General features: G+C 73.1%; 26 protein-coding genes. 15 read left to right on the top strand and 11 right to left on the bottom strand.

All coding sequences use genetic code 11. The features are described 5' to 3' along the window. The 4 genes from JWP64_RS21420 to JWP64_RS21405 form a co-directional block, all read left to right on the top strand. A partial coding sequence (locus JWP64_RS21420) for a hypothetical protein (protein WP_297499926.1) occupies positions 1-544 on the top strand: 544 nt, incomplete at its 5' end. Then, a complete protein-coding gene (locus tag JWP64_RS21415) occupies positions 534-824 on the top strand; it encodes a hypothetical protein (RefSeq protein WP_297499924.1) in 291 nt (96 codons plus the stop codon). The genes JWP64_RS21420 and JWP64_RS21415, both read left to right, overlap by 11 nt. Before the next feature lie 54 nt (positions 825-878). Beyond that, a complete protein-coding gene (locus JWP64_RS21410) occupies positions 879-2,411 on the top strand; it encodes a TldD/PmbA family protein (protein WP_297499922.1) in 1,533 nt (510 codons plus the stop codon). Further along, on the top strand, positions 2,408-3,793 hold the full coding sequence (locus JWP64_RS21405; protein WP_297499920.1) for a metallopeptidase TldD-related protein: 1,386 nt from the start codon (positions 2,408-2,410) through the stop codon (positions 3,791-3,793). Before JWP64_RS21410 ends, JWP64_RS21405 begins: the two co-directional genes overlap by 4 nt. 33 nt (positions 3,794-3,826) lie before the next feature. Here JWP64_RS21405 and JWP64_RS21400 read toward each other — a convergent pair whose 3' ends face one another. The 3 genes from JWP64_RS21400 to JWP64_RS21390 all read right to left on the bottom strand — a co-directional run bounded on the left by JWP64_RS21400 (position 3,827) and on the right by JWP64_RS21390 (position 5,769). After that, positions 3,827-4,249: a hypothetical protein gene (locus JWP64_RS21400; protein WP_297499918.1), complete on the bottom strand. Its 423-nt coding sequence runs from the start codon at positions 4,247-4,249 to the stop codon at positions 3,827-3,829. A 104-nt stretch (positions 4,250-4,353) separates the two neighbouring features. Next, entirely contained in the window at positions 4,354-5,160 is an 807-nt protein-coding gene (locus JWP64_RS21395; RefSeq protein WP_297499916.1) for an alpha/beta hydrolase, read from the bottom strand. Positions 5,161-5,211: 51 nt separating this feature from the next. After that, complete coding sequence (locus JWP64_RS21390; RefSeq protein WP_297499914.1) at positions 5,212-5,769, bottom strand: TetR/AcrR family transcriptional regulator; 558 nt, start codon at positions 5,767-5,769, stop codon at positions 5,212-5,214. Between the two features lie 160 nt (positions 5,770-5,929). Here JWP64_RS21390 and JWP64_RS21385 point away from each other — a divergent pair, with 160 nt between their 5' ends. Continuing rightward, positions 5,930-7,468 (top strand): MFS transporter, encoded by a 1,539-nt coding sequence (locus JWP64_RS21385; RefSeq protein ID WP_297499913.1) that lies wholly within the window; start codon positions 5,930-5,932, stop codon positions 7,466-7,468. 3 nt (positions 7,469-7,471) lie between these two features. Here JWP64_RS21385 and JWP64_RS21380 read toward each other — a convergent pair whose 3' ends face one another. Then, positions 7,472-7,981: a WYL domain-containing protein gene (locus JWP64_RS21380; protein ID WP_297499911.1), complete on the bottom strand. Its 510-nt coding sequence runs from the start codon at positions 7,979-7,981 to the stop codon at positions 7,472-7,474. A 94-nt stretch (positions 7,982-8,075) separates the two neighbouring features. Between JWP64_RS21380 and JWP64_RS21375 the strand changes: the two genes are divergently transcribed. From JWP64_RS21375 to JWP64_RS21360, 4 genes are all read left to right on the top strand, one after another. Next, positions 8,076-8,774: an alpha/beta fold hydrolase gene (locus JWP64_RS21375; RefSeq protein WP_297499909.1), complete on the top strand. Its 699-nt coding sequence runs from the start codon at positions 8,076-8,078 to the stop codon at positions 8,772-8,774. Positions 8,775-8,971: 197 nt separating this feature from the next. Beyond that, complete coding sequence (locus JWP64_RS21370) at positions 8,972-9,292, top strand: hypothetical protein (protein WP_297499907.1); 321 nt, start codon at positions 8,972-8,974, stop codon at positions 9,290-9,292. 357 nt (positions 9,293-9,649) lie between these two features. Continuing rightward, a complete protein-coding gene (locus JWP64_RS21365; RefSeq protein ID WP_297499906.1) occupies positions 9,650-11,476 on the top strand; it encodes a phosphoenolpyruvate carboxykinase (GTP) in 1,827 nt (608 codons plus the stop codon). 375 nt (positions 11,477-11,851) lie between these two features. After that, positions 11,852-13,717, top strand: a complete 1,866-nt coding sequence (locus JWP64_RS21360) for a hypothetical protein (RefSeq protein ID WP_297499905.1) — start codon at positions 11,852-11,854, stop codon at positions 13,715-13,717. Here the strand turns inward: JWP64_RS21360 and JWP64_RS21355 are convergent. Then, entirely contained in the window at positions 13,714-14,052 is a 339-nt protein-coding gene (locus tag JWP64_RS21355; RefSeq protein WP_297499904.1) for a hypothetical protein, read from the bottom strand. The two genes, JWP64_RS21360 and JWP64_RS21355, sit on opposite strands and share 4 nt — an antisense overlap. A gap of 77 nt (positions 14,053-14,129) precedes the next feature. Between JWP64_RS21355 and JWP64_RS21350 the strand changes: the two genes are divergently transcribed. Further along, complete coding sequence (locus JWP64_RS21350; RefSeq protein WP_297499902.1) at positions 14,130-14,708, top strand: peroxidase-related enzyme; 579 nt, start codon at positions 14,130-14,132, stop codon at positions 14,706-14,708. 79 nt (positions 14,709-14,787) lie between these two features. Here JWP64_RS21350 and JWP64_RS21345 read toward each other — a convergent pair whose 3' ends face one another. The 4 genes from JWP64_RS21345 to JWP64_RS21330 all read right to left on the bottom strand — a co-directional run bounded on the left by JWP64_RS21345 (position 14,788) and on the right by JWP64_RS21330 (position 18,169). After that, entirely contained in the window at positions 14,788-15,282 is a 495-nt protein-coding gene (locus tag JWP64_RS21345; protein WP_297499900.1) for a hypothetical protein, read from the bottom strand. Positions 15,283-15,553: 271 nt separating this feature from the next. Further along, positions 15,554-16,315 carry an amino acid ABC transporter ATP-binding protein gene (locus JWP64_RS21340; RefSeq protein ID WP_297499898.1) on the bottom strand — a complete coding sequence of 254 codons (762 nt, stop codon included), beginning with the start codon at positions 16,313-16,315 and terminating at the stop codon, positions 15,554-15,556. After that, positions 16,312-17,241 (bottom strand): amino acid ABC transporter permease, encoded by a 930-nt coding sequence (locus JWP64_RS21335; RefSeq protein WP_297499896.1) that lies wholly within the window; start codon positions 17,239-17,241, stop codon positions 16,312-16,314. The genes JWP64_RS21340 and JWP64_RS21335 overlap by 4 nt, the downstream gene beginning before the upstream one ends. Positions 17,242-17,245: 4 nt before the next feature. Then, positions 17,246-18,169: an ABC transporter substrate-binding protein gene (locus JWP64_RS21330; RefSeq protein WP_297499894.1), complete on the bottom strand. Its 924-nt coding sequence runs from the start codon at positions 18,167-18,169 to the stop codon at positions 17,246-17,248. Positions 18,170-18,419: 250 nt separating this feature from the next. Here JWP64_RS21330 and JWP64_RS31655 point away from each other — a divergent pair, with 250 nt between their 5' ends. The 5 genes from JWP64_RS31655 to JWP64_RS21305 all read left to right on the top strand — a co-directional run bounded on the left by JWP64_RS31655 (position 18,420) and on the right by JWP64_RS21305 (position 23,149). Then, positions 18,420-18,752 (top strand): antitoxin, encoded by a 333-nt coding sequence (locus JWP64_RS31655; RefSeq protein ID WP_366890354.1) that lies wholly within the window; start codon positions 18,420-18,422, stop codon positions 18,750-18,752. A gap of 293 nt (positions 18,753-19,045) precedes the next feature. Continuing rightward, the gene (locus JWP64_RS21320) at positions 19,046-20,242 is read left to right on the top strand and encodes a thiamine pyrophosphate-dependent dehydrogenase E1 component subunit alpha (protein ID WP_297499892.1); all 1,197 of its coding nucleotides are present in this window, start codon (positions 19,046-19,048) and stop codon (positions 20,240-20,242) included. 1 nt (position 20,243) lies between these two features. After that, complete coding sequence (locus JWP64_RS21315) at positions 20,244-21,218, top strand: alpha-ketoacid dehydrogenase subunit beta (RefSeq protein ID WP_297499890.1); 975 nt, start codon at positions 20,244-20,246, stop codon at positions 21,216-21,218. Further along, positions 21,218-22,597, top strand: a complete 1,380-nt coding sequence (locus JWP64_RS21310; RefSeq protein ID WP_297499930.1) for a dihydrolipoamide acetyltransferase family protein — start codon at positions 21,218-21,220, stop codon at positions 22,595-22,597. The genes JWP64_RS21315 and JWP64_RS21310 overlap by 1 nt, the downstream gene beginning before the upstream one ends. Before the next feature lie 63 nt (positions 22,598-22,660). Then, entirely contained in the window at positions 22,661-23,149 is a 489-nt protein-coding gene (locus JWP64_RS21305) for an FxsA family protein (RefSeq protein ID WP_297499888.1), read from the top strand. A 1-nt stretch (position 23,150) separates the two neighbouring features. Here the strand turns inward: JWP64_RS21305 and JWP64_RS21300 are convergent, their stop codons facing one another. Next, entirely contained in the window at positions 23,151-23,339 is a 189-nt protein-coding gene (locus tag JWP64_RS21300; protein ID WP_297499886.1) for a hypothetical protein, read from the bottom strand. A 176-nt stretch (positions 23,340-23,515) separates the two neighbouring features. Continuing rightward, positions 23,516-24,139 (bottom strand): SIMPL domain-containing protein, encoded by a 624-nt coding sequence (locus tag JWP64_RS21295; RefSeq protein WP_297499884.1) that lies wholly within the window; start codon positions 24,137-24,139, stop codon positions 23,516-23,518. Positions 24,140-24,210 lie beyond the last annotated feature (71 nt).

Here is a 24,210-nt window from a genome sequence, read left to right as displayed (position 1 = left end):
CGCGGCGCTCACGGAGGCCGCCGCCCGCCTGGAGCGCCGCGTCCGCGCCCGGGCGCTGCCGCCGCTGCGCGCCCTCGCCGGCGGTCTCGGGCTCGATCCCGCCCTCGTCGATCCCGGGAGCCCGCCGGAGCCCCCACCGGTCCGGTTGCCGCCCCCGCCCGCGCTTCCCGGGTGGCCGCACCTCTTGCTGCGGGCCGGTCCCGGGGCCTGGCGTCCGCTGCTCGCGGCGGCGTTGCCGCTGCTGGGGCTGCCGGTCCTGCCGCTCACCGGGCTCCGGGCGCTGCTGCCGCTGCTCATGGGGTTGTCCGTGGCCGCCGTGGCGGGGACGATCGTGGCGCAGCGCGCCGCGGCGGACCGCACCCGCTGGGGCGGCTGGGTCGCCGAGGCCCTCGAGGGGTTCGGCGCGGCGTACGACACGGTGGTCGGAAGGCGGCTGATCGAGGTGGAACGGCGGGTGGGGACGGCGCTGGACGCGGCCGTCGCCGCGCGCCGGGCCGAGGTCGTCGCGGAGCTGCAGGCTCTGGAGCCGTCCGGTGCGCGTTGACGGAGACCTGCCCGACGAGCCTCTCGGCGAGCTCGTCATCGGCCCGTGGGACCTCGACACGGACGGCGACGGCGTGCCGGACTCGATCCTCGTCGACGACGGCGGGCTGGTCGCCGCGACCGACCTGGACGGCGACGGCCTGGCGGACCAGGTCCTCCGCCTCGACCCGGTGGACCCGGGCGGCCCGCTCCTGACGGGCACGGTCTTCGGCCCGCTGCTCATGGACGCGGCGTTCCCGGACGACGACCACCCGTGGTGGCTGCCCCCGGACCCGCACTGACTGCCGCCCCCACTGACTCCGCGTCCGGACAGGGGCGGCCGGTAGGTTGGCGCGGTGCCAGCCACCGATCCCGCCGTGGACGACACCCTGATCGATCCCGAGTTCCGGGCGCTCCCGCTCGCCGGCCTGGCCGGGGCCGCGCTCAGCCGGGCCCGGCTCCTCGGCGCCGAGTACGCGGACCTGCGCGTCGAGCGGATCGTGTCGCAGACCATCCGGCTCCGGGACGGCTCGGTCACCGGCGTCGAGGACTCCACCGTCACCGGGGTCGCGGTCCGGGTGCTGGTCGACGGCGTGTGGGGGTTCGCCTCGCACGTCGAGCTCACCGCGCAGTCCGCCGTCGCGGTGGCCGAACGGGCCGTCGCCGTCGCCCGGACGCTGCTCCCGGTGGCGCTGGAACGGGTCGAGCGGGCGGACGAGCCCGTCTATCCGGGTTCGGTCTGGGTCTCGGCCTACGACGTCGACCCGTTCACCGTGCCCACCCGGGACAAGGTCGAGTTGCTCACGGATCGGTCCCGGCGCCTCCTCGCGAGCGACGGCGTGGACCACGTCGCGGCCTCGGTGCTGCAGGTGCGCGAGTGCAAGTTCTACGCGGACTCGGCCGGCACCACGACGCTGCAGCAGCGCGTCCGGCTCGAGCCCGGGATCACCGCGACCGCCGTGGACCGGGCGGCGGGCGGCTTCGAGACCATGAGCAGCCTCGCCCCGCCCGTCGGCCGCGGCTGGGAGTACCTCACCGGGGACACCTGGGACTGGGACGCCGAGCTCGCCGAGATGCCGGAGCTCCTCGCCGAGAAGACCAAGGCGCCCAGCGTCGAGGCGGGGGCGTACGACCTGGTCATCGACCCGACCAACCTCTGGCTCACGATCCACGAGTCCGTCGGGCACGCCACGGAGTACGACCGCGCGATCGGCTACGAGGCGGCCTACGCGGGATCGTCGTTCGCGACCCCGGACAAGCTCGGGACGCTGCGCTACGGCTCGGAGCACATGCACGTCACGGGTGACCGGACCGTCCCGCACGGCCTGTCCACGATCGGGTTCGACGACGACGGCGTGCGGACCGGCGAGTGGGACCTCGTCCGCGACGGCGTGTTCGTCGGCTACCAGCTGGACCGCACCTTCGCGCCCCGGCTGGGCCTCGACCGGTCCAACGGCTGCGCGTTCGCGGACTCCCCGCACCACGTCCCGATCCAGCGGATGGCCAACGTGTCCCTGGCGCCGGACCCGGCGAAGGACACGAGCACGGACGAGCTGATCGCCGGCGTCGAACGAGGGATCTACGTCGTCGGGGACAAGTCCTGGTCCATCGACATGCAGCGCTACAACTTCCAGTTCACCGGCCAGCGCTTCTTCCGGATCGAGGACGGGAAGCTCGCCGGGCAGCTGCGCGACGTCGCCTACCAGGCCACGACCACGGACTTCTGGGGCGCGATGGACGCCGTCGGCGGCCCGTCCACGTGGCGCCTCGGTGGCGCGATGAACTGCGGCAAGGCCCAGCCGGGACAGGCCGCGCCGGTGAGCCACGGCTGCCCGTCCGCGCGGTTCCGCGGGATCTCGGTGCTGAACACCCAGGAGGAGGGCAAGTGAGCACCCTGTCCCCACAGGAGATCGTCGAGCGCGTCCTGGCGGCGTCGGCCGGGCTCGCGGGCTGCGCGGTGATCGTCAGCGAGACCGGTGAGGCCGTCCTGCGCTGGGCGAACTCGTCGATGACGACCAACGGACACACGACGTCGCGTCGGGTCACGGTGATCGCGTTCGTCGACGTCGAGGGCGGGACGGCGGCCGGGACGGTCAGTTCCAGCGTCGCCGTCACCGATCAGGGCCGGCTCGAGGACCTGGTGCGCGAGGCGGAGCGCAGCGCCCGGGACGCGGGCCCGGCGGAGGACGCCGCGCCGCTCCCCGAGCCGACCTGCGAGGACGCGGCCTGGGGCGATCCCGCCGCGGAGACCTCGATCGCCGTCTACTCGGACCTGGCGAGCGGCCTCGCCGAGGTGCTGGCCGGGCCGAACCTGCAGTACGGCTTCGCGAGCCATTCGCTCACCACGGCATGGCTGGGCACCTCGGCGGGCGTGCGCCGCCGCTGGGTGCAGCCCACCGGTTCCGTCGAGCTCAACGTCAAGACGCCGGATCTGTCCGGCTCCGCCTGGGCCGGCGCCGCGACGACGGACTTCACGGACGTCGACGTCGTCGCGCTCGCCGCCGAGGCCGCGGACCGGCTGGCCTGGGGCACCCGCAAGGTCACCCTGGAGCCCGGCCGCTACGAGACGCTGATGCCGCCGTCGGCCGTCGCGGACATGCTCGTCTATCTGTCCTGGTCCATGGAGGGGCGAGCCGCGCAGGAGGGCCGCAGCGCGCTCGCCGGGCCGGACGGGCCGCGCATCGGCGAGCAGCTGACGTCGCTCCCGCTGACCCTGAGCAGCGATCCGGACGCACCGGGGATGGAGTACGAGCCGTTCGTCGTCGCCACCGCGTCCGGGGGCGGCACCAGCGTGTTCGACAACGGGGCGCCGACCCGGCGGGTGGACTGGGTGCGCGAGGGCGTGATCAGCGAACTCGTCTACAGCCGTGCCGAGGCCGCGGAGTTCGGGACGGCGTTCACGCCGGCCGGGGACAACCTGATCCTGACCGGCGGCGCCGACACTTCCTTGCCGGAGATGGTCGCGCGCACCGAACGCGGCCTGCTGCTGACGTGTCTCTGGTACATCCGTGAGGTCGACCCCACGACGCTGCTGCTCACCGGCCTGACCCGGGACGGCGTCTACCTGGTGGAACACGGCGAGGTCGTCGCCGAGGTCGACCACAACTTCCGGTTCAACTACTCGCCCCTGGACCTCCTGCGCCGGACGAGCGAGGTGGGCGCCACGGTCCCGACGCTGCCGCGGGAGTGGAAGGACTGGTTCACCCGGACGGCCATGCCGCCGGTCCGGGTGCCGGACTTCCACATGAGCTCGGTGTCCCTCGGGCGGTAGCCCGTCCTGGGAGGGGTGCTGAACATCACCCTCCTAAGCCGGCGGGGGCGGCGGGACCGGGTCGGCGGTCGGGGCGGGGCGGCGGCGCTGCTCGGCCAGCCGCTCGTCGATCCGGTCGGACACCACGGCCTGGCGCCTGCGCTCCCGGATCCGCAGCAGCACCAGCATCGAGACGCCGTAGGCGATCCCGACCACCAGCAACGCCACCCCGAACCGGGTCACCGTGGCCTGCAGGGGCGCCTCGATCGGCACATCGATGGTCGAGAGGAGCGCCAGGACCCCGAGGGTGAGCAGGTGGAACAGCACGCTGAGCAGGACGTTGAGCGAGTGCGCCGTCTCGTTGCTCCGGAACACCTCCTCCAGGAAGGGCTGTCCGCTGCGCAGCAGGACCTGGCCGACCACCACGGTCAACATGACGGCGACGAACAGGTAGATCACGTACTCGGTGGTGCCCATCGACTCTCCTCAGGCGCACGGCCACCGGCCGGTGGCGCAGGCGATTACCCGTTTCGCCCCACTCGTACGCATGCGGTCATCGGATCCAGGGCGGAGACCGGTCGTCACCGGGCCGCCCGCAGGAACTCGAGGACGACGGAGTCGAGCACCGCGATGCTCACGGGCTCGGCCAGGGACCCGGCCCCGAGCTGCTCCCGGACCGTCCAGTCCGGCCGGGCCTGCGCCAGCACGTCGACGAGATCGCGGATGGGCGGCTGCGGCATCGGCCCGACCAGCAGCAACGTCGCCGCGGAGCCCGAGGCGACCTCGGCGAGGGTCAGCCCCGGGTCAGTGATCGCGTCCCATTCGTGGCGCCCGGGCCCGATCGCGTCGACGAACTGGGCGCGGCGCCGTTCCGAGAGGCCCGCCCAGGTGCCCTCGCCGAACCAGTGGTCCGTGACCGACGGCGCCGCCGCGGCGCAGCGCTGCGCGTCGGCGGCCTCCACGACCCGATCCCGGAGCCGGCACACGTCGTCGAACACGTCGTGCCTGCCCGCCCGGGCGAGCAGGCTGAACGGCACCGGCTCCACCAGGACGAGGGCCTCGGCCCGTTCGCCCAGCTCCACCGCCGCGCGCATCGCGACCGCGCCGCCGATGCCGTGCCCGATCAGCGACACCGGGTCGTCCCGCCCCGCGGTGACGGCGTGCACCAGCCGGACCTGGTCCGTCAGGGACTGCCGGCGCGGCGCCGACCAGGGCGGGGTCGCCCCGTGCCCGTGCAGCGCCACCGTCAGGACGTGGTGGTCGTCGGCCAGCTCCTCGACCAGGCCCTCCCACCGCGACAGCCCGGCCAGCGAGCCCGGCAGCAGCACCACCGTCGGGCCCGAGCCCTTCTCCCGGACGTCGACGCGGACCGTTCCCCGGGTCCTCATCACCATTCCGATCCCCCTCGTGGGAGGGGTTCGGCGTCGTGGGGACCGGTGTTAGCCGGTCGCGCCGGTTCCGGACCGGCCGATGATCTGTCGGAGCCGGTCCAGCAGGTCGTCCACGGCGATGCCTCCGGTGAGCGGAGCGCCGGTGAGGGTGCGCAGGTACAGGCCGTCGCCGACGAGCTGGACCAGCCAGGCGAGCACCGGGTCCGGGACCTCCTCGGTGAGCGCGGCGAGCCCGTCCGCGTCGACGCCGGCCACCGCCTCGCGCGCCGCCCCGCCGATCGTGCTGGCGTCCGCGAGACGCAGGGTCGCGAGATAGGTGCGGCTCAGCCCGGCCGGCGACGCGGCACCGGGGACCGAGGTCAGGAGGTAGTACTCGACGGGGCCGTCCGGGCTCTCCCGCATCAGCGCGGCGTCCGCCTTGCTGCGCTCGCGGAGGCGTTCGAACAGACCCTGGGCCAGCGCGTCCTTCGAGGCGAAGTGGTAGAGGAGGCCGCCTTTGGAGACCTCCGCGGCGGCCGCGACGGCGTCCAGCGTCGCGCCCGCGGACCCCTGCTCGATCAGCAGGGTCTCGTAGGCGTCGAGGACCCGATCCCGCGCGCTCGCCACCTGCCGAGTCTAGGGGTCGTGATCGCGGTGAGACGTCTCACCCGGCTCGCGGAAGTTCGCGTGCCCCGGTGACGTTGAGCTACTGTACCGTCTGGACGGTATAGCTCGTCCCGAATTCTCATCCGCACGACGCGCCCGGTGGGCGCCGCTAGGACCCGCGATGACCGCCACCCTCCCCGCCCCCCGCTCGTCGTCTCTCCCCACGACCCCTCGTACCCTCGCCGGCCTGCGGGAATGGCTCGCCCTGGCGGTGCTGTTCCTGCCCACGCTGCTCGTCGCGGTGGACAACACGGTGCTCGGTTTCGCGCTCCCCGCGATCAGCACCGCGCTCGCCCCGGACGCCACGACGCTGCTCTGGATCGTCGACGCCTATCCCCTCGCACTGGCCGGCCTGCTCGTCACGATGGGTACCCTGGGTGACCGGATCGGTCGCCGACGGTTGCTGATGATCGGCGTCACGGGCTTCGGTGCGGTGTCCCTGCTCGCCGCCTTCGCGACGGACGCGGCGCACCTCGTCGTCGCCCGGGCGCTGCTCGGCGTCTTCGGCGCGATGCTCATGCCGTCCGTGCTGGCGATCCTGCGCGGGCTCTTCGTCGACCGCGCGCAGCGGCGGCTGGCGCTCGCGATCTGGGCGACGGGGTTCGCGGCCGGTGCCGCGCTCGGCCCCCTCGTCGGCGGGCTGCTGCTGGAGCACTTCTGGTGGGGCTCGGTGTTCGCGGCGAACGTGCCGGTGATGGTGCTGCTGCTCGTCGCGGTGCCGACGATGCTGCCCGAGTCCCGGATGGCCGTGCCGGAGCGGCTGGACCTGGCCGGCGTCGTGCTCTCGCTGCTGGCCGCGGTGCCGGGCGTGCTGGCGATCAAGCTGGTCGGCGAGCACGGGGTCACCCTCGAGGTCGTCCTCGCGGCCGGCGTCGCCGTGGCCGCGGGCGTCGCGTTCGTCCGCCGCTGCCGCGCCAGGGTCCGCGCGGGCCGCGCGCCGCTGATCGACCTCGACCTCTTCAGCGCCCCGGTGCTGCGGGTGTCGGTGCTGGCCAACGCCACCACGATGTTCGCCTTGACCGGCCTGCTGTTCTTCGCCGCGCAGTACCTGCAGCTGGTCCTCGGCCACTCGCCGATGCAGGCCGGGCTGCTGCTGGTGCCGGGCATGGTCGCGACGATCCTCGCCGGGCTCGGGGCCGCCGCCCTCGCCCGCCGGTTCCCGCTGCGCCTGCTGGTCCCGACCGGCCTGACGACCGCCGCCGCGGGCTACGCGCTGTGCACGATGCTCGGCGCGGGTTCCGGCGAGCTGACGCTGCTGGCGGCGTCCGTGCTGATGGGCGCGGGCGTCGGCCTGTCCGAGACCCTGACGAACGACGCGATCCTCGCCGCCGTCCCGGCGGACCGGGCCGGCGCCGCCTCCGCGGTCTCGGAGACCGGGTACGAGGTGGGCGCGGTCCTGGGCACCGCGGTGCTCGGCAGCGTGCTGAGCGCGGTCTACCGGGCGGGCGTCGAGGTCCCCGCGGGCGCCGACCCCGCCGCGTCCCAGACGCTCGGCGGCGCGGTCGAGGCGGCGGTGACCCTCCCGGCCCCGGCGGGCACTGCCCTCCTCGACTCCGCCCGCGAGGCGTTCGCGACCGGCGTCGACGTCACCGCGGGCGTCGGCACGGCGGTCCTGCTGGCCGTCGCCGTCACCGTGGCGGTCGGCCTGCGGTCCCGTTGATGTTCACGAACGGCACTTTCGCTCATACCTGATGAGCGAGAGTGCCGTTCGTGCATCGACCCGCGTCCTCCAGGAGCCGCGCCGCGTGCTCCCGGACCGCCACCCGCACCTCCTCCGGGCGCAGCACGGTGAACCGCACGCCAGCCCGGCGAGCATCCGGGCCATCCCGTCCGCGTGCTCCGCGCGGGCCCGCAGGAGCGTCCCGTCCGGGTGTGGTTCGAGGGGGCCGAGCGTGCGCGGCAACCGCCGGCGGACGTCGTCGGGCGGCCCGTGCAGCACCACCTCGACGTCCAGGGCATGGGGCACCCCGGCCAGCCCGGCCGCGACGTGCGCGACCGGGTCGAAGCCCTCCGGCCGACGGAAACGGTGCTCGGTGCGGCCCACCGAGGTGATCCGGTCAAGCCGGAAGACGCGGACCTCGCCACGCCGGTCGTCGTGCCCCGTGACGCACCAGCGGCCGTGGTGGAAGACCAGCCCGTAGGGGTCCAGCGCTCGCTCGTCTCCCCGCGTCACGAGCGGTAGCCGACGCGGACCCGCCACCGTCGGTGTGGATTCTGCCCGACAGACAGGGCCGGATCCGTCCTGATTCGCTTCTACCATTCTCCCCATGACGACATATGTGCTGGTCCCCGGGTTCTGGTTGGGCGCGTGGGCATGGGACGAGGTGGGTGCCGAGCTGCGGGCGTCGGGGCACGACGTCGTGGCGGTGGACCTGCTCGGGTCGACGGCCGAGGCGCACGTCGACGAGGTGGTGGCCGCGCTCGGCGGCCGCGAGGGCGTGGTGCTCGCCGGGCACAGCGGCGGCGGTCCGGTCGTCGCCGCCGCGGCCGAGCGGGTCCGGAGCGCCGTGTCCCACCTGGTGTTCGTGGACACCGGACCGCTGCCCGACGGCTTCGCACAGATCGACTTCGCCCCGCCGGAGGGCCAGGAGTGGACCCGGGCGCGGATCGCGCAGAACAACGGCATGAACCCGATGCCCAGCCGCGAGGAGTTCGACGTCCAGGGCACGAGCACGGCCGGCCTGGACGACGCGACGTTCGCCCGGGTCCACGAGCGCTCCCGCCCCGAGCCCGAGGGGGTCGTCACCGGTTCGATCCGCCGCGGCACCCCGGACCCGACGCTGCCCAGGACCGTCGTCGCCTGCAGCTTCACCGCCGCGGACGCCCAGGGCCTGATCGACGCCGGCGTCCCCGGCTTCGCGGAGATGACCGGGCGGGAGTGGTCCTTCACCGAGCTGCCGACCGGCCACTGGCCGATGTTCTCGGAGCCGAAGGCCCTCGCGTCGCTTCTCGCGGGGCTCGCCTGATCCGGGCGAGCGGCACGTCCGCCCGGCGGTCTTCGGGCCGACGTGCCGTTCACGGCACCGAGGGCTGAACTTCGGCGACTCCCCGGCGCGTCGCGGGGCGAACCGCGTACCTCGGTGGCCCGCATGCAGTTGAGTGTCGGGAGGCCGCACCACCGACGTGGTGTGCCGCCCGAGTGGGTGCGAGGAGGGTGACAGCCGTGTCCTACGACGCAGTGAGCGCGTACACGCTCGTGGTGGGTGACGACGAGGAGCCCGCGACGGTCAGCGTGCACACGACCGCGGACGACGCGTGGCGCACCCTCGACGCCTTGATCCGGGAACGGTGCGCGATGCGCCCGCGTCCCCGGCGGGTCGTGGACTCCGACGCGACGACGCGGCTCGCCGACGCCTGGCGGGCCGTCGACCCCGAGTGCCGCTACTGGCAGGTGACGGCGCACCGGCTCCCGCTGATGCTCCCCCAGATCGCGACGATCTCCCCCGGCTACCGTTCCGACAGGTTCCGCCGCGCTTCTGCGTGAATTTCAGGCACCATTCCGTATTTTGAAACCGTAAGCTCGGGCGTCGATTTCACATGTGCGTCATGTGCGGGAACCACGCGGGCCGATCGCGCTTGTGACGTGCCCGGAGTGGTGATCCTTACTGCAGGACAACCTGACGGCATTTCTGGTGGTCAACAGCGCTCTGACCGTTTCTGAATCGATTCCATGATCGGTGCTGTGAGCCGACCGACAGTTTTCCCCTGTGGGGTCCGCGGTACATCGCCGGTAACCTCCGTAGTCACCTTTCCCCGTTACACCCCCCGCTCACGACACGGGCGGGGTGATTGCCGTTTTCCCGGACGGGCGGGGCCGACCGGGCGAGGAGACAGGACGAGAATGACCGCAGCGACCGTTCCAGGGATCGACGACGCCCCCACGACCAACGCGCGCCTGCTGTCATGGGTGCGTGAGGTCGCCGAACTGACCACGCCGGACGCCGTCGTGTGGTGCGACGGGTCCGACGCCGAGTGGGACCGCATGACGACCCGCCTCGTCGAGGCCGGGACGTTCCGGAAGCTGAACGAGGAGAAGAAGCCGAACTCGTTCTGGGCGGTCTCCGATCCCGACGACGTCGCGCGCGTCGAGGAGCGGACGTTCATCTGCAGTGCCACCCCCGAGGGCGCGGGCCCGACCAACAACTGGGTCGACCCCGCCGAGATGCGGGAGACCCTCACCGGCCTGTTCCGCGGCGCCATGAAGGGCCGCACCATGTACGTCATCCCGTTCTGCATGGGTCCGATGGACGGCGACGACTCGAAACTCGGCGTCGAGATCACGGACTCCGAGTACGTCGTGGTGTCGATGAAGATCATGACGCGGATGGGCGCCTCGGTCCTGCCGCTCTTCGACACGGCAGCGGGGGACAGGTTCGTGCCGGCGATCCACACGGTCGGCGCGCCGCTCGAGCCGGGCCAGAAGGACGTGCCCTGGCCCTGCAACGACACCAAGTACATCACCCACTTCCCGGAGACCCGGGAGATCTGGAGCTTCGGCTCCGGCTACGGCGGCAACGCCCTGCTGGGCAAGAAGTGCTACGCGCTGCGCATCGCGTCGAACATCGCGCACGACGAGGGCTGGCTCGCCGAGCACATGCTGATCCTCAAGCTGATCAGCCCGGAGGACAAGGCGTACTACGTCGCCGCCGCGTTCCCCTCGGCCTGCGGCAAGACCAACCTCGCGATGCTGCAGCCGACCATCCCCGGCTGGAAGGCCGAGACCGTCGGTGACGACATCGCGTGGATGCGGTTCGGCGAGGACGGCCGGCTCTACGCGGTCAACCCGGAGTTCGGCTTCTTCGGCGTCGCGCCGGGCACCAACTGGAAGACCAACCCGAACGCGATGCGGACCAACGAGGCCGGCAACGCGATCTTCACCAACGTCGCGCTGACGGACGACGGGGACGTCTGGTGGGAGGGCCTGGAGGGCGACCCCCAGCACCTGATCGACTGGAAGGGCAACGACTGGACGCCCGAGTCCGGCACCGACGCCGCGCACCCGAACTCGCGCTACACCGTGCCGATCGCACAGTGCCCCGTCGTCGCGCCCGAGTGGGAGGACCCCAAGGGCGTGCCGATCTCGGCGATCCTCTTCGGCGGCCGCCGCAAGACGACCGTCCCGCTCGTCACGGAGGCCCGGGACTGGCAGCACGGCACCTTCATGGGCGCCACGATGTCGTCGGAGAAGACCGCCGCGGCCACCGGCGGCCTCGGCCAGGTCCGTCGTGACCCGATGGCGATGCTGCCGTTCCTCGGCTACAACGTCGGCGAGTACTTCCAGCACTGGCTGGACACCGGCAAGGGCGCGGACGCGAACAAGCTGCCGCGGATCTTCTACGTCAACTGGTTCCGCCGCGGCGAGGACGGCCGCTTCCTGTGGCCCGGGTTCGGCGAGAACTCGCGCGTCCTGAAGTGGATCATTGAGCGGATCGAGGGCAAGGCCGCCGCGGTCGAGACCCCGGTCGGTTTCGTCCCGACGCCGGACCAGATGGACCTCGACGGCGTGGACGCCACCGAGGAGGACGTCGCCGCGGCCCTGGCGGTGGACGTCGAGGAGTGGAAGGCGGAGATCCCGCTGATCGAGGAGTGGTTCGAGAAGGTCGGTGACAACCTGCCCACCTCGATGCGGGACGAGCTGGAGAACCTGAAGCAGCGCCTCGGCGCCTGATCCCTCCCGAGCACGGCGGACGGCCCGTCGCGAGCCTCGCTCGCGGCGGGCCCGTCCCGCGTCGTGGGCCCTGGCAGCCTCCCCGCTCCCGGCCTGTCGCTCACTGAGAGTGATGCCTACGCGGGGACGGGCCGCCGACCTGCGCCGGAGCCCCGCTCCGAACGGCCGGCCCGGTACGACGAACGTGCGTGTAGTGCCTCGCCGACGTCGAAAGGGTGAGAAAGATCCCCGGACGGGCACCCGACGGCCGCATAGGGTCACCTCTGAGCGCCATCGGCTTGTGGAGGTACCCGAACGAGGTGGAACGTTATGACGTGACGGGCGAAATACAACCCGTGACCGTCGCGCGGGCGGGGGCAGTGGGAGGTGACCGGGATGCTCGATGTCGGACTGTCGAGTGAGCTGGACGACGCGGGCCTGGGGACGTTCGTGAACCGGATCGCCGAGTCCGGGACGGACGACGCCACCGTCGCCGCCCGCGAGGAGATCACGGCCCGGATCGGCGCCGGCGACGCACCCGCCGGGCTACGCCGGCTCGCCGAGGCGCTGGCCGCGTCGGTCGGGGCGCTGCCGGAGCAGCGCCGGCCGAGCGAGGATCCGGTGTCCGTCGTCTCCGCCGTGCGCGCCGAGTCCCTGGTGGTCCTCGAGGACTTCACGCCCGCCGAGGTGGCCGCGGCCGTCGGGACGCTCGTCGAGGACGGGTTCCGGGTCGCCGTCGCCGCCACGGACGCCGCCCGCCTGGAGGGGGTGCGCGCTGGCGGCCCCCTCGTCGAGGACCTGCCCGCGCAGACCCCCGCCGAGCAGCGCCGGCTCCGCCGCCTGCTCGTCACCTCCACCCCCGAGCGCCGGGCCCGCGTGGGGCAGCAGCTGCCCCCGGTGGACGCGATGCCGACGTTCGACGTGGTCGAGGAGCTGTGCCGCCGCGCCGCGCACCGCGCGTCGGACCCCGACGGCAGCGCGATGGTCCACGGCCTGCTCGAGGAGCTGGACCCGGAGCGGCTCGACGCGGTCACGGCGGTCGCGCGTTGCGCGGGCCGCACGCTCGGCGCGCTCGCGCCCGGGCGCGCCTGGGAGCGGGACGTGCTCTCGCAGCTCGTGCACAACCGGCACCGGCAGGAGTTCGACGCGCTGGTCGCGGACACCGCGCAGGCCACGGTCGCGGCCGAGCGGACCCTGCACACCCCGCGGGTCGGCGTCGTCGGCCCGCTGCCCCGGGACGCGGCCGACCTGCTGCACCGCTACCTGGACTTCCTGCACAGCGGCGGCCGCAGCCGCAACCTCTTCCGCGCCGGCGTGCAGCGGGACGTGGCGCCCGTGCTGCGGCGGCTCCGCGTCGACGGGGTGGAGCCCATCGAGGCCGAGCACGTGCTGCTCGCCCTGGAGCACCTCGAGCTGGCCGAGCGGCTGACCCGGATCGACGCGGGCTGCCGTGTGCTGGACATCCCCGCGCCGCGCGACGCCGAGGAGCTCGCACAGCTCGCGGACGGTCTGACCCGCGTCGCCGCGGCCGCCCGCTCCGTCGCCGCGTTGCGGCACGACGTGCTCTTCCTGCACCCGTCGTCGCCGCTCTCGGTCCCCGACCTGCAGACCGCCGAGCGGGTGGCCGGCGCGATCGTGGACTACGGGCAGCACGGGTCGGCCGCGCAGGCCGCCGCCCGGCTGGACGACGCGGCGCGGACGCTGACGGAGTCCCTGCCCGGCGGGAGCGTCCCGGTCGAGCTGCGGGACGTCGTCGAGGCGCTGCGGACGCGGGACGCGCAGGCCTACGCCGAGGCACTGGGCCGGCTCGCCGCGGCCCGCCGCGAGATCGCGGACGAGAGCGAGGCCGTCGAGCTGCTCGGCGGGTTGCGGGAGACGAGCCCGGGTCTGGCGGACGCCTGGGAGCGGGCCGCGGTCGCCGGCGCCGCCGGGTTCGGGTTCGTCTGGCCGGTACCGCTGGAGGAGCTGATCACCGCGCTGCCTGGTACGGACGTCCTGGACGTCGTGATCCTGCTCGACGGCGCCGAGCTCGGGGTGAACCGGCTGCTGGTCACGGGCGCGGCACCGCGCCTGGTGGCCGTCGCGTCCGGGGCTCGCCGGTCCGGGACGAACACGCTGCTCGGCGTGCTCGCGCAGGCGGGTGCGCCGGCCGTCCGGGGACGGTCCCCGGCGCTGGGGTCCGGGCGCGTGGTGCACCTGCCGCAGGCGCGGCGCGCCCCGCAGGGGGCCGGGGTCGAGACGGCCGGGAAACGACAGGCCTAGGGCCCGGTGGAACGCAGCGCGGACTCGATCCGCTCCAGCAGCGTGATGGGGTCGTCCCCGGAGGGTTCCTGGCGCTCCCACCGGGGGCCGCCCTCGGGGCCGGCGATGTAGAGGGTCCAGCGGCCGGGCTTCGGGTCGTCGGCCCGCAGCTGCGCCAGGGGCGTCGACGTCCAGGCCGCGCCCAGCTCGGGGATCGCCGGCGGGCGCCGGTCCAGGATCGTCAGATGGTCGCCGGCCGTCGTGTAACCGATGCGGCGCTCGTCCTTGGTGCTGTCCGGGACCTGCCCCGTGCACCACTCGGCGACGCGGGCACGGATGTCCTCGGGGATCGCCATGCCCGCAGATCATGCAGGTCCGCCGGGCCCCGCGAAAGGGTCTGGCGGAGCCGGTATCGGACGGTAACGTCGCGGGAATGACTGATCAGTCGGTGAGCCGATTCGGGCATGTCGAGCTGGGGGACATGCCGGAGGACCTGCGGAACAGGATCGGTGCGATCGCCGAGAAGTCCGGGTTCGTCCCCAACGTCTTCCGCGCGCTCGCCCGCCGCCCGCGCGAGCTGCGCGCATTCCTGGACTACCACGACGCGCTGATGGACTCGGACGACGGACTGAGCAAGGCGGAGCGCGAGCTGGTCGTCGTCGCGACGTCGGGGGCGAACCACTGCACGTACTGCGTCGTCGCCCACGGGGCGATCCTGCGGGTCCGGACGAAGGACGCCGAGATCGCGGACAGGGTCGCGACGAACCCCTACGCCGTGGAGCTCAGCCCCCGCGAGCGCGCGATCGTGGACCTCGCCCTGATGATCGCGACGGACTCCGCCTCCCTCACCGAGGCCGAGCTGGACGACGCCCGGGTCGCGGGCCTGTCCGAGGACGAGATCTGGGACGTCGGCGCGATCACCGCGCTCTTCGCCCTCTCGAACCGGATGGCCCACCTGACGGCCCTGCGCCCCAACCCGGAGTTCTTCCTGATGGGCCGCCCTCCCCGCTGACGCCCACCCGCCACCCCTCGAGATCACCCCGCGAGTCGGCGGTTTCGGGTCCCCGAGTCGCGGATTCCGGGCGTCCGGCCTACTCGCAGCCGACCCCGTCCTTGTCCGCGTCCAGCCGGTAGATGTCGTTGCCGGTCACCCGCACCGGCCCAGTCACGTACGACGGGCCGTTGCCGGATCCGCCCTGGCAGTCGACGTCGGAGTCGATCGGCACGCAGCCGCTGTAGTTCGGGTCGCAGCCGGACGAGCGCGCGGGCTTGGCGGTGGTCGTGACGGCCCGGCGGGGCGCTGGGGCGGCCGCGGCGACGACCGGTTCGGGCGCGACGACCGTGGTCCGCGGGCTGCGGGTCGTCATGCGCGGGGTGGTCGTGGTGGTCCGCGGGCGCGTCGTCGTCGGGGCCGCGGCCGCCGGTTCCGTGACGGGCGCGATCGTCATGGTCGGGGCGGGCGCTGCGGTCACCGTGATCGTGACGGGGGCGGCGGCGAGCGTGGGGGTCTCGGATGCGCAGCCCGCGGCGAGCAGGCCGAAGAGACCGAGGGCGGAGAGCGCGACGGTGCGCGACGTGCGGTTCACGTCCCTTCATCGGGCCGTGGTTGCAGCGCGCAACAAGTCGCGGTGGGAGATCATCAAATGTGACGAGAGGCGTCGTTCGTCCGGTCTGCGCGCGGGACGACCCGACCCGGCCACGATGCTGCCCCGAGCCGAACGCCTTCCGGCCTGATCCCGAGCAGGGCCTCAGAGCCCGACGCACGCGGGCGCCGGCCGCGACTCGCGAGGCTCCACATCGCGACTCGCGCGGTCGCGGGGCGCGCCTCGCGGGGGCTGCGGCCCGGCTGGTGGAACGTCAGAGAACCTTGGACAGGAAGGCCTTGGTGCGCTCCTCCCGGGGGTTGGCCAGGACCTCGCGCGGGGCGCCGGACTCGACGATCCGGCCGTCGTCCATGAAGACCAGGGAGTCCCCGACCTCCCGGGCGAAGCCCATCTCGTGCGTCACCACGACCATGGTCATGCCGTCCCTCGCGAGCCCGCGCATGACGTCCAGGACCTCGCCGACGAGCTCCGGGTCCAGCGCCGAGGTGGGCTCGTCGAACAGCATGAGCCGCGGGGACATGGCGAGCGCGCGGGCGATCGCCACACGCTGCTGCTGCCCGCCGGACAGCTGAGCCGGATAGTTCCCCATCCGGTCCCCGAGACCCACCCGGTCCAGCAGCTCCTCGGCCTGCTTCCGCGCGGCACCGCGAGGCGAACGCCGCACCACGAGCGGCGCCTCCATGACGTTCTCCAGCGCCGTCTTGTGCGGGAACAGGTTGAAGCGCTGGAACACCATCCCGATGTCCCGGCGCTGCTGCGCGATCTCGGACTCCCGCATCTCGTGCAGCTTCCCGCCGGCCTCGCGGTAGCCGATGAGGTGCCCGTCGACGCGCAGCCGCCCGGAGTCGATGCGTTCCAGGTGGTTGATGCAGCGCAGCATCGTGGACTTGCCGGAGCCCGACGGCCCGACCACGCACGCGACCTCGCCCGGCTGCACCACGAAGTCCACGCCCTGGAGCACCTTCGTGGCACCGAAGCTCTTGTGGATGCCGATGCCCTCGACCATCGGGGTCATGCCGTGCGCTCCTCGTTGCGGGTCGATCGATTGGTGCGGGGGAACAACCGGGGCCCGGCGGGCCCGGTCTGCAGACCGCGTCCGAAGCGCCGCTCCACGAACCCCTGGCCGATCGACAGCACCGACGTCAGTGCCAGGTACCAGGCCGCGGCGACGATGAGCAGCGGGATCGTCTGGAAGTTCACCGAGTAGATCCGCTGGACCGAGGTGAGCAGCTCGAAGTACCCGATGACGACGACGAGCGAGGTCGTCTTCAGCATCGAGATCGTCTCGTTCCCGGTCGGCGGGATGATCACCCGCATCGCCTGCGGGAGCACGATCCGGCGCAGCGTCTGCGCCCGGGACATCCCCAGCGCGCCGGCCGCCTCGGTCTGCCCGTGGTCGACGGACTGGATGCCGCCGCGCACGATCTCGGCCATGTAGGCGGCCTCGTTGAGGCCGAGGCCGAGCAGGCAGGCCGCGAACTGGTTGATCAGCTGGTTCGTGTCGAAGGAGATCCACTCCGGACCGAACGGGATCCCCAGCGCGAGGCGCGGGTAGAGCGCGGAGAGGAAGTTCCAGAACAGCAGCTGGGCGATCAGCGGGGTCCCGCGGAACACCCAGATGTAGAGCGCGGCCACCGAGGACAGGATCGGGTTGGGCGAGAGGCGCATGACGGCGAGCAGGATCCCGCCGACGATGCCGATCACCATCGAGATCACCGTGAGTACGAGCGTGTTCCCGAGCCCGTTGAGCACCGGCCCGGAGAACAGGTAGCTGCCGACGACGTTCCAGCGGAAGTTGTCGTTCGTCAGGACGGTGTGCACGAACATGGCGGCGAGCACCGCCAGCAGGGCGACCGCCACCCACCGCCCCGGGTGCCGGACCGGGACCGCGTCGAGGGGCTCCGACGAGCGGACGTCCCGGTCCGTCGAGGAGGTCGTCACGACGTCAGCTCGAGATCTCGGACGTGGGGATCGCGCCGTTCGCCACGTTCCACTTGTCCAGGATCGCCTTGTAGGTGCCGTCCGTGATCAGGGCCTGGATCGCGCCCTGCACCGCCTTCGGGTACTCCCCCTGGGCCTTCTTGAGCACGACGCCGTAGGGCGCGGTGGCGTACGGCTCGCCGACGACCTCGACCGCGCCCTGCGTGGTGGTCACCGCGTACGCCGCGACCGGGGAGTCCGCGAGCATGGCGACGATCCGGTTCGAGGTCAGCGCCAGCGTGACGTCGGTCTGCGCCTGCAGCTCGGTGACCTGGATCGCCGGCTTGCCCGTGTCCGTGCAGGCCTTGGTGCGCGCCGCGATGTCCTCGACCTGCACCGTGCCCGCCTGGACGCCGACGGCCTTGCCGCACAGGTTGTCCAGCGTGATTCCGTCCGGGTTGCCGGCCTTGACCGCCAGGCTGGTGCCGGCGATGTAGTAGCTCACCATGTCGACGGTCTGCACGCGCTCCGGGTTGATCGTGAACGAGGAGATGCCGGCGTCGTACTTCCCGCCCTCGATGCCGGGGATGATCCCGGAGAACGCGGAGTTCTGGAACTCCGGCGTCAGGCCGAGCTTCTGCGCGACGGCCGTGCCCAGGTCCACGTCCATCCCGATGATCGTGGTGCCGTCCGGGGCCGTGAACTCGTTGGGCGCGTACGAGGCGTCCGTGCCGAAGACGAGCTTGCCGTCGGCGGCCACGGACTGCGGGACCATCGCGGCGAGCGCGTCGTCCTTGGCGGCCGCCGGGATCGCGGCGGCGCTGGTCCGGGCGGCACCGCCGGTACCCCCGCCGCTGCCGTCACCCCCCGCGCCGCAGCCGGCGAGCAGGGCGGCCAGCGCCGCCGCGGCGACGGCGGCGGGGATGGTGGTGCGGGTTCGGGCGGGCACTGCGGACCTCCGTCGATGGGGAGCGGGTCACCCGGTCGGGGCTACCCACGAGTTGGTCGATCTGGCGGGATCGTGCCACCTCCGTGTCCCGGGGACACCTTCCCGTCGGCCGCCGTTACCGGACGGTGGCCGCGGGGACATCTGTGGGACATGCGGTTGGCAGGACCGGCCCGAGGGTAAGCGGAACCGGACGGAGCGCCCACGCGTTCCTCTCACGACACACCCCGAACCCTCGGAGGACGGCATGGCCATGATGAGGAAGTTGACCGCGCTGGCGGGTGCGGCCGAGGCCGCCCGCCGCTATGCGAAGAAGAACCCGGACAAGGCCGGGAAGATCCTGGACCAGGCGGCCCAGTTCGTCGACAAGCAGACGAAGGGCAAGTACTCGGGCCAGATCTCGAGCGCCGCACGCAAGGTCAAGGACGTCGCGGGCGTCCCGCAGCCGCGTCCGGGCTACGGCGCTCCCGGCACCACCACCGCGTACGACGCGCCCGACACCGGGTCCATCCCCGGCAGCGGCAACAGCGCGGCCGGCAACCCGGCGAAGGACACCCCGCCGACGTCGCCGTACCGGCCGAGCTGACCGAGCACGCACCACGGGCCCGGGTCACCTGACGGTGGCCCGGGCCCTGTCGTGTGCGGTCCACACGTCCGGTGGTTCCGAGCATCGGACGTCCTCACACCCTGTTGCCGCGCCCACGGATGCGGAACCGATCATGTTGCCGCGCACGCTCCCCGGTGGCCGCGAGCCGTGCCAGGATCGGTCCCACCAGGACGTCCGGCGCCGGACGACCCGCCCACCCGCGGGGCCGCCCGTCGCCACAGGTCCGCGCGCCGCCACCAGCGGCCGCGGGCCGCGAGGCAACAGGAGGCACCGTGTCCGATCCGCAGGCCTGGATCCCGGGCGATCCCCGTTCCCGTCCCACCAGGGAGAACATCCTCTCCGGGCTCAGGGGGACGGACTCCGGTGGCGCCGACCTCGTGCAGATGCTGACGCCCGAGGGCGTCCGCGTGCGCGACGAGCGCTTCGAGCCGTACGCGGCCGACGTCGACGTCGCCGCACTGAAGGACCTCTACCGGGACATGGTCCTGGTCCGGCGCGCGGACCGGGAGGGCAACGCGCTGCAGCGCCAGGGCCAGCTCGGGATCTGGGTGCCGCTGCTCGGCCAGGAGGCCGCGCAGATCGGCGCCGGCCGCGCGCTCGCGCCGCAGGACATGGCGTTCCCCAGCTACCGCGAGCACGGCGTCGCGTGGTGCCGGGGCATCGACCCGACGGACCTGCTCGGCATCTTCCGCGGCACCGACAACGGCTCGTGGGACCCGATCGAGACCCGCTCCCACCTCTACACCATCGTCACCGGCAACCAGTGCCTCACCGCGACCGGCTACGCCATGGGCCAGCTGTTCGACAGCCGGGTCGGCGGGTCCCCGGGCGACACCGGGACGAACGAGGCCACGATGTGCTTCTTCGGCGACGGCGCCACCAGCCAGGGCGACGTCCACGAGGGCTTCGTCTGGGCCGCCGCCTACGACGCGCCGGTCGTCTTCTACTGCCAGAACAACCAGTGGGCCATCTCGGTGCCGCTGGAGAAGCAGACCCGGGTGCCCCTCTACCAGCGCGCCCGCGGCTACGGCTTCCCCGGCATCCGGGTCGACGGCAACGACGTCCTGGCCTGCCTCGCCGTCTCCCGCTGGGCGCTCGAGGAGTGCCGCAGCGGCAACGGCCCGGTGCTGATCGAGGCCTTCACCTACCGGATGGACTCCCACACCACCTCCGACGACGCGACCCGCTACCGCCTCGCGGACGAGGTGGAGCTGTGGAAGCTCAAGGACCCGATCGAGCGGGTCCGGGTGAACCTGGTGCGCGAGCACGGCGTGGAGCCCGAGTTCTTCGCCGACGTCGACGCCGAGGCGGACGCGCTGGCGGAACGGCTGCGGGCCTTCTGCCTGGCGATGCCGGACCCGCCGCCGGACCGGATCTTCTCCGAGGTCTACGCGGACCCGTCGCCCCAGGTAGAGGCCCAGAAGGCCGAGTACCTGGCGTACCACGCGTCCTTCGAGGGTGGTGAGTGAGATGCCGCAGATGACGATCGCGAAGGCCCTCGGCGACGGCCTGCGCGCCGCGATGGAACGGGACCCGAAGGTCCTGGTCATGGGCGAGGACGTCGGCAAGCTGGGCGGCGTCTTCCGGGTGACCGACGGCCTGCAGAAGGACTTCGGCGAGCAGCGTGTCCTGGACACCCCGCTCTCCGAGAGCGGCATCATCGGCACCGCCGTGGGGCTCGCGATCCGCGGCTACCGCCCGGTCTGCGAGATCCAGTTCGACGGCTTCGTGTTCCCCGGCTACGACCAGATCGTCTCCCAGCTGGCGAAGGTCCGCTTCCGCTCGCAGGGCAAGGTCCCGATGCCGGTGGTCGTGCGGATCCCGTTCGGCGGCGGGATCGGCGCCGTGGAGCACCACAGTGAGTCCCCGGAGTCCCTGTTCGCCCACGTCGCGGGCCTGAAGGTGGTCGCCTGCTCGAACGCGGAGGACGCCTACTGGATGATCCAGCAGGCCGTCGAGACGGACGACCCGGTGATTTTCTTCGAGCCCAAGCGGCGCTACTGGGAGAAGTCCGAGGTCGACACCGCGCAGGCTCCGGCGCCACTGCTCGCGTCCCGGGTGCTGCGGCCGGGGCGGCAGGTGACCGTGGCCTGCTACGGCCCGCTCGTGAAGACCTGCCTGGAGGCGGCCACCGCCGCGGAGGCGGACGGCCTGGACCTCGAGGTGATCGACCTGCGGGCCCTGTCCCCGCTGGACCTCGGCCCGGTGTTCGAGTCCGTGCGGCGCACCGGGCACCTCGTCGTCGTGTCCGAGGCGCCGTCCGAGTCCTCGGTGACCTCGGAGATCGCGGCGCGCGTGCAGCAGGAGTGCTTCTACTCGCTGGAGGCGCCGGTACTGCGGGTGACCGGGTTCGACACCCCGTACCCGCCGTCCGCGTGCGAGGAGGACTTCCTCCCCGACCTCGACCGGGTGCTCGACGCCGTCGACCGTTCGCTGGCCTGGTGATCGGCGTGCGACAGGAGTTCAGGCTGCCGGACGTCGGCGAGGGCCTCACGGAGGCCGAGATCGTCGGCTGGCAGGTCGCGGCCGGGGACACGGTCACGGTCAACCAGGTGCTGGTGGAGATCGAGACGGCCAAGGCGGTCGTCGAGCTGCCCTCGCCGTTCGCGGGGACGGTCGGCGAGCTGCTGGCCGAACCCGGCGCGACGGTGCAGGTGGGGACGCCGATCATCGCGATCGAGACGGCGGGTGGCCCGGCTCCCGGTGACGAGGCCGACGCCGGGGCGAAGATCGGCGAGGCGGGCAAGGACGGACGGATCGCGACGCTCGTCGGGTACGGGCCGCGGCAGGGCACGGCCCGGCGCCGTCCGCGCCGCGGCGGTGGGGCCGCCCCGCGCTCGCCGTCCGCGCCGCCGGCTCCTCCCGCACCGCCCGGGGAGCCCGCCGCTGCTCGCGAGACGACCGCGCCCAACGGATCCGCGCACCCGAACGGTGAGCGGGTCCCACTGGCCACGCCGCCCGTCCGCAAGCTCGCCAAGGACCTCGGCGTCGACCTCCGCTCGCTCGCCGGTTCCGGCGCGACCGGTGCGATCACGCGGGACGACGTCCGGGCGGCCGCGAGCGCACCGGCCGAACAGGCGGTTCCGGCCGGCGGCACCACGGCGGGCGCTCCGGCCCCGGGCAGGGGCGGCAGCAGGCGTGAACCGATCCGGAGCGTCCGGAAGGCGACCGCCGCGGCCATGGTGTCCAGCGCCTTCACCGCCCCGCACGTCACGGAGTTCCTGGCCGTGGACGTGACCGCGACGATGGCGCTGCGGGACCGGCTTCGCGGCACCCGTGCGTACGCCGAGGTGAAGCTGACCCCGCTCGCGTTCGTCGCGAAGGCGGTCTGCCTCGCGGCCCGGCGCACCCCGGAGGTCAACGCGAGCTGGGACGAGGCGGCGGGCGAGATCGTCTACTACGACCACGTCCAGCTCGGGATCGCCGCCGCGACCCCGCGCGGGCTGATCGTGCCCAAGATCCGGGACGCGGACACGCTCGACCTCGCGGGCCTCGCCGGCGCGCTCGGCGAGCTCACCGCCACCGCCCGGTCGGGGAAGACGCCGCCGGCGGACCTCGCGAACGGCACGTTCACGATCACGAACGTGGGCGTGTTCGGGGTGGACACGGGCACGCCGATCCTCAACCCGGGCGAGGCGGCGATCCTGGCCCTCGGCGCGATCAAACCGGCGCCGTGGGTCGTAGACGGGGAGCTCGCGGTCCGGACGGTCTGCCAGCTCGCGCTCTCCTTCGACCATCGCCTGGTCGACGGCGAGCAGGGCTCGCGCTTCCTCGCCGACGTCGGGGCGCTGCTGGAGGATCCGGGTCTGGCCCTGACCTGGTAGGGGCTCACAGCAAACAATCAGGTGAAACGGGAGCACGGACGGCAGCTCCGACGTTCTACGGGTATGCCGTTCGTGCTGCTGTACCTCGTCGTCGAGATCGCGGCCTTCATCGCGCTGGGTTCGTGGATCGGGTTCGCCGCCACGCTGCTCGTCGTGCTGGCGAGCTCCGTGGTCGGACTCCTGCTCGCCCGCCGCGAGGGGCTGCGCGCCGCGCAGGCCTTCGCCGAGGCCGCGCGCAGCCCTAAGGTCGCGCACTCCGAGATGACGGACGGCATGCTCGTCGCCGCCGGCGGCGTGCTGTTGTTCGTCCCCGGCCTGGTCACGGACATGCTCGGGCTGCTGCTCGTGCTGCCGCCCACCCGGGCGCTGGTGCGCAGGCGGATCGTGGCCTCCGCCGAGCGCCGCAGCCCGGGCCTGCGCACCGCGCGCATCCGGAGCGAGGGCCCGATCGTCGACGCGGAGGTCGTCGGCGGACCCACCTACGACGGCGGCCCCCGCCGCGGGCCGGACGCGGCCGGCCCGATGGTCATCGAGGGCACGATCGCCGACTGACCTACCGGTCGGTCGAGACCACGAACGCGATCGGCACCGGCCCCTGCTGGTGGCTCAGCACGGTGGCGGCACCACCGGTCAGCAGGAGCGCCACCGCGCCGCCCAGGAGCGCGCGTCGACCGGCACGGACGCCCGTCCGCGCGTGGTGGCCGGGCCGCATCCGCAGTTCCTGCCGCGTCTGCTTCGTCATGCTGTGCCGTCCGGATCCCACGGATCCTCCCCGTCGAGTAGGCGCACACACGATTACTCCGAACGAGTGTGTTGCCTGACGGGCCACTGCACCAGCCGAGATGGAGGAATCACCCTGTAGAGCGTGCTCGACGGCGGTGTCGGGGTGTGTCCTGCCCCCTTACGGGTGAAGAGCCCTCAAGTCTCCAGCACCCAGGCGGTCGTGCACCGGGCGGTCACGCGGACGGGCTCCGGCTCCAGTTCGAGGTCGTGGACGTCGACGTCCGGGCCGCCCTCGGCGGCGGCCGCCCGCATCGCCATCATCGGCACCCCGCGCCCGTCGGACTCGCTGAGCCGGCGCAGTGCGCCCAGCCGGCCGCCGAGCGCGGCCGCGTAGCCCTCCGCCCGGCGCCGGGCGTCCCGCACGGCCTCGCGCTGCGCCGCGGCCAGGGCGGCGTCCGAGTCCTCGAGGATCCAGGCCGGCCCCGAGAAGCTCGCGGGCTCGGCGGCCAGCAGGGACCCGAGTACGGACTCCAGCCGGTCGAGGTCGGTGACCCGCAGCGTCAGGTGCTCCTCGGCCCGGCAGGTGCCGGTCCGGGAGCCGCGCCGCCACTCGTCGTGCACCCACAACCGCCGGTGGGTGACGGCCACCGCGGGCGAGTCCAGGGCCGGCTGTGCCGCGGCGACGAGCTTCCCGAGCGCGGTGACGGCGGCGGCGCGGGTGCGCCCCTTCGCCGAGAAGCCCAGCTCGAACTCCGCCCGGTCCGCGATCTCCTCGTGGTGCCCGGTGCCCTCGGTGACGATCTCGGGTATGTCGGTCATGTCCGAAGCCAAACAGATCGGGCCGTCTCGGCCCATCTCGTGCCGGCGCTAGACGTCCGTAGAGGAGGCGA

Origin of the sequence: Pseudonocardia sp. (genome assembly GCF_025465255.1) — a bacterium.
Classification (GTDB): domain Bacteria; phylum Actinomycetota; class Actinomycetes; order Mycobacteriales; family Pseudonocardiaceae; genus Pseudonocardia.
This window is presented reverse-complemented; position numbering and strand designations above follow the sequence as displayed.

Coding starts and splice junctions, on each gene's coding strand:
- JWP64_RS21385 (WP_297499913.1), top strand. CDS start 5,930: ATGACCGCCACCCTCCCCGCCCCCCGCTCGTCGTCTCTCCCCACGACC.
- JWP64_RS21395 (WP_297499916.1), bottom strand. CDS start 5,160: ATGAGGACCCGGGGAACGGTCCGCGTCGACGTCCGGGAGAAGGGCTCG.
- JWP64_RS21355 (WP_297499904.1), bottom strand. CDS start 14,052: ATGGCGATCCCCGAGGACATCCGTGCCCGCGTCGCCGAGTGGTGCACG.
- JWP64_RS21350 (WP_297499902.1), top strand. CDS start 14,130: ATGACTGATCAGTCGGTGAGCCGATTCGGGCATGTCGAGCTGGGGGAC.
- JWP64_RS21295 (WP_297499884.1), bottom strand. CDS start 24,139: ATGACCGACATACCCGAGATCGTCACCGAGGGCACCGGGCACCACGAG.
- JWP64_RS21360 (WP_297499905.1), top strand. CDS start 11,852: ATGCTCGATGTCGGACTGTCGAGTGAGCTGGACGACGCGGGCCTGGGG.
- JWP64_RS21340 (WP_297499898.1), bottom strand. CDS start 16,315: ATGACCCCGATGGTCGAGGGCATCGGCATCCACAAGAGCTTCGGTGCC.
- JWP64_RS21305 (WP_297499888.1), top strand. CDS start 22,661: ATGCCGTTCGTGCTGCTGTACCTCGTCGTCGAGATCGCGGCCTTCATC.
- JWP64_RS31655 (WP_366890354.1), top strand. CDS start 18,420: ATGATGAGGAAGTTGACCGCGCTGGCGGGTGCGGCCGAGGCCGCCCGC.
- JWP64_RS21300 (WP_297499886.1), bottom strand. CDS start 23,339: ATGACGAAGCAGACGCGGCAGGAACTGCGGATGCGGCCCGGCCACCAC.
- JWP64_RS21365 (WP_297499906.1), top strand. CDS start 9,650: ATGACCGCAGCGACCGTTCCAGGGATCGACGACGCCCCCACGACCAAC.
- JWP64_RS21315 (WP_297499890.1), top strand. CDS start 20,244: ATGCCGCAGATGACGATCGCGAAGGCCCTCGGCGACGGCCTGCGCGCC.
- JWP64_RS21375 (WP_297499909.1), top strand. CDS start 8,076: ATGACGACATATGTGCTGGTCCCCGGGTTCTGGTTGGGCGCGTGGGCA.
- JWP64_RS21400 (WP_297499918.1), bottom strand. CDS start 4,249: ATGGGCACCACCGAGTACGTGATCTACCTGTTCGTCGCCGTCATGTTG.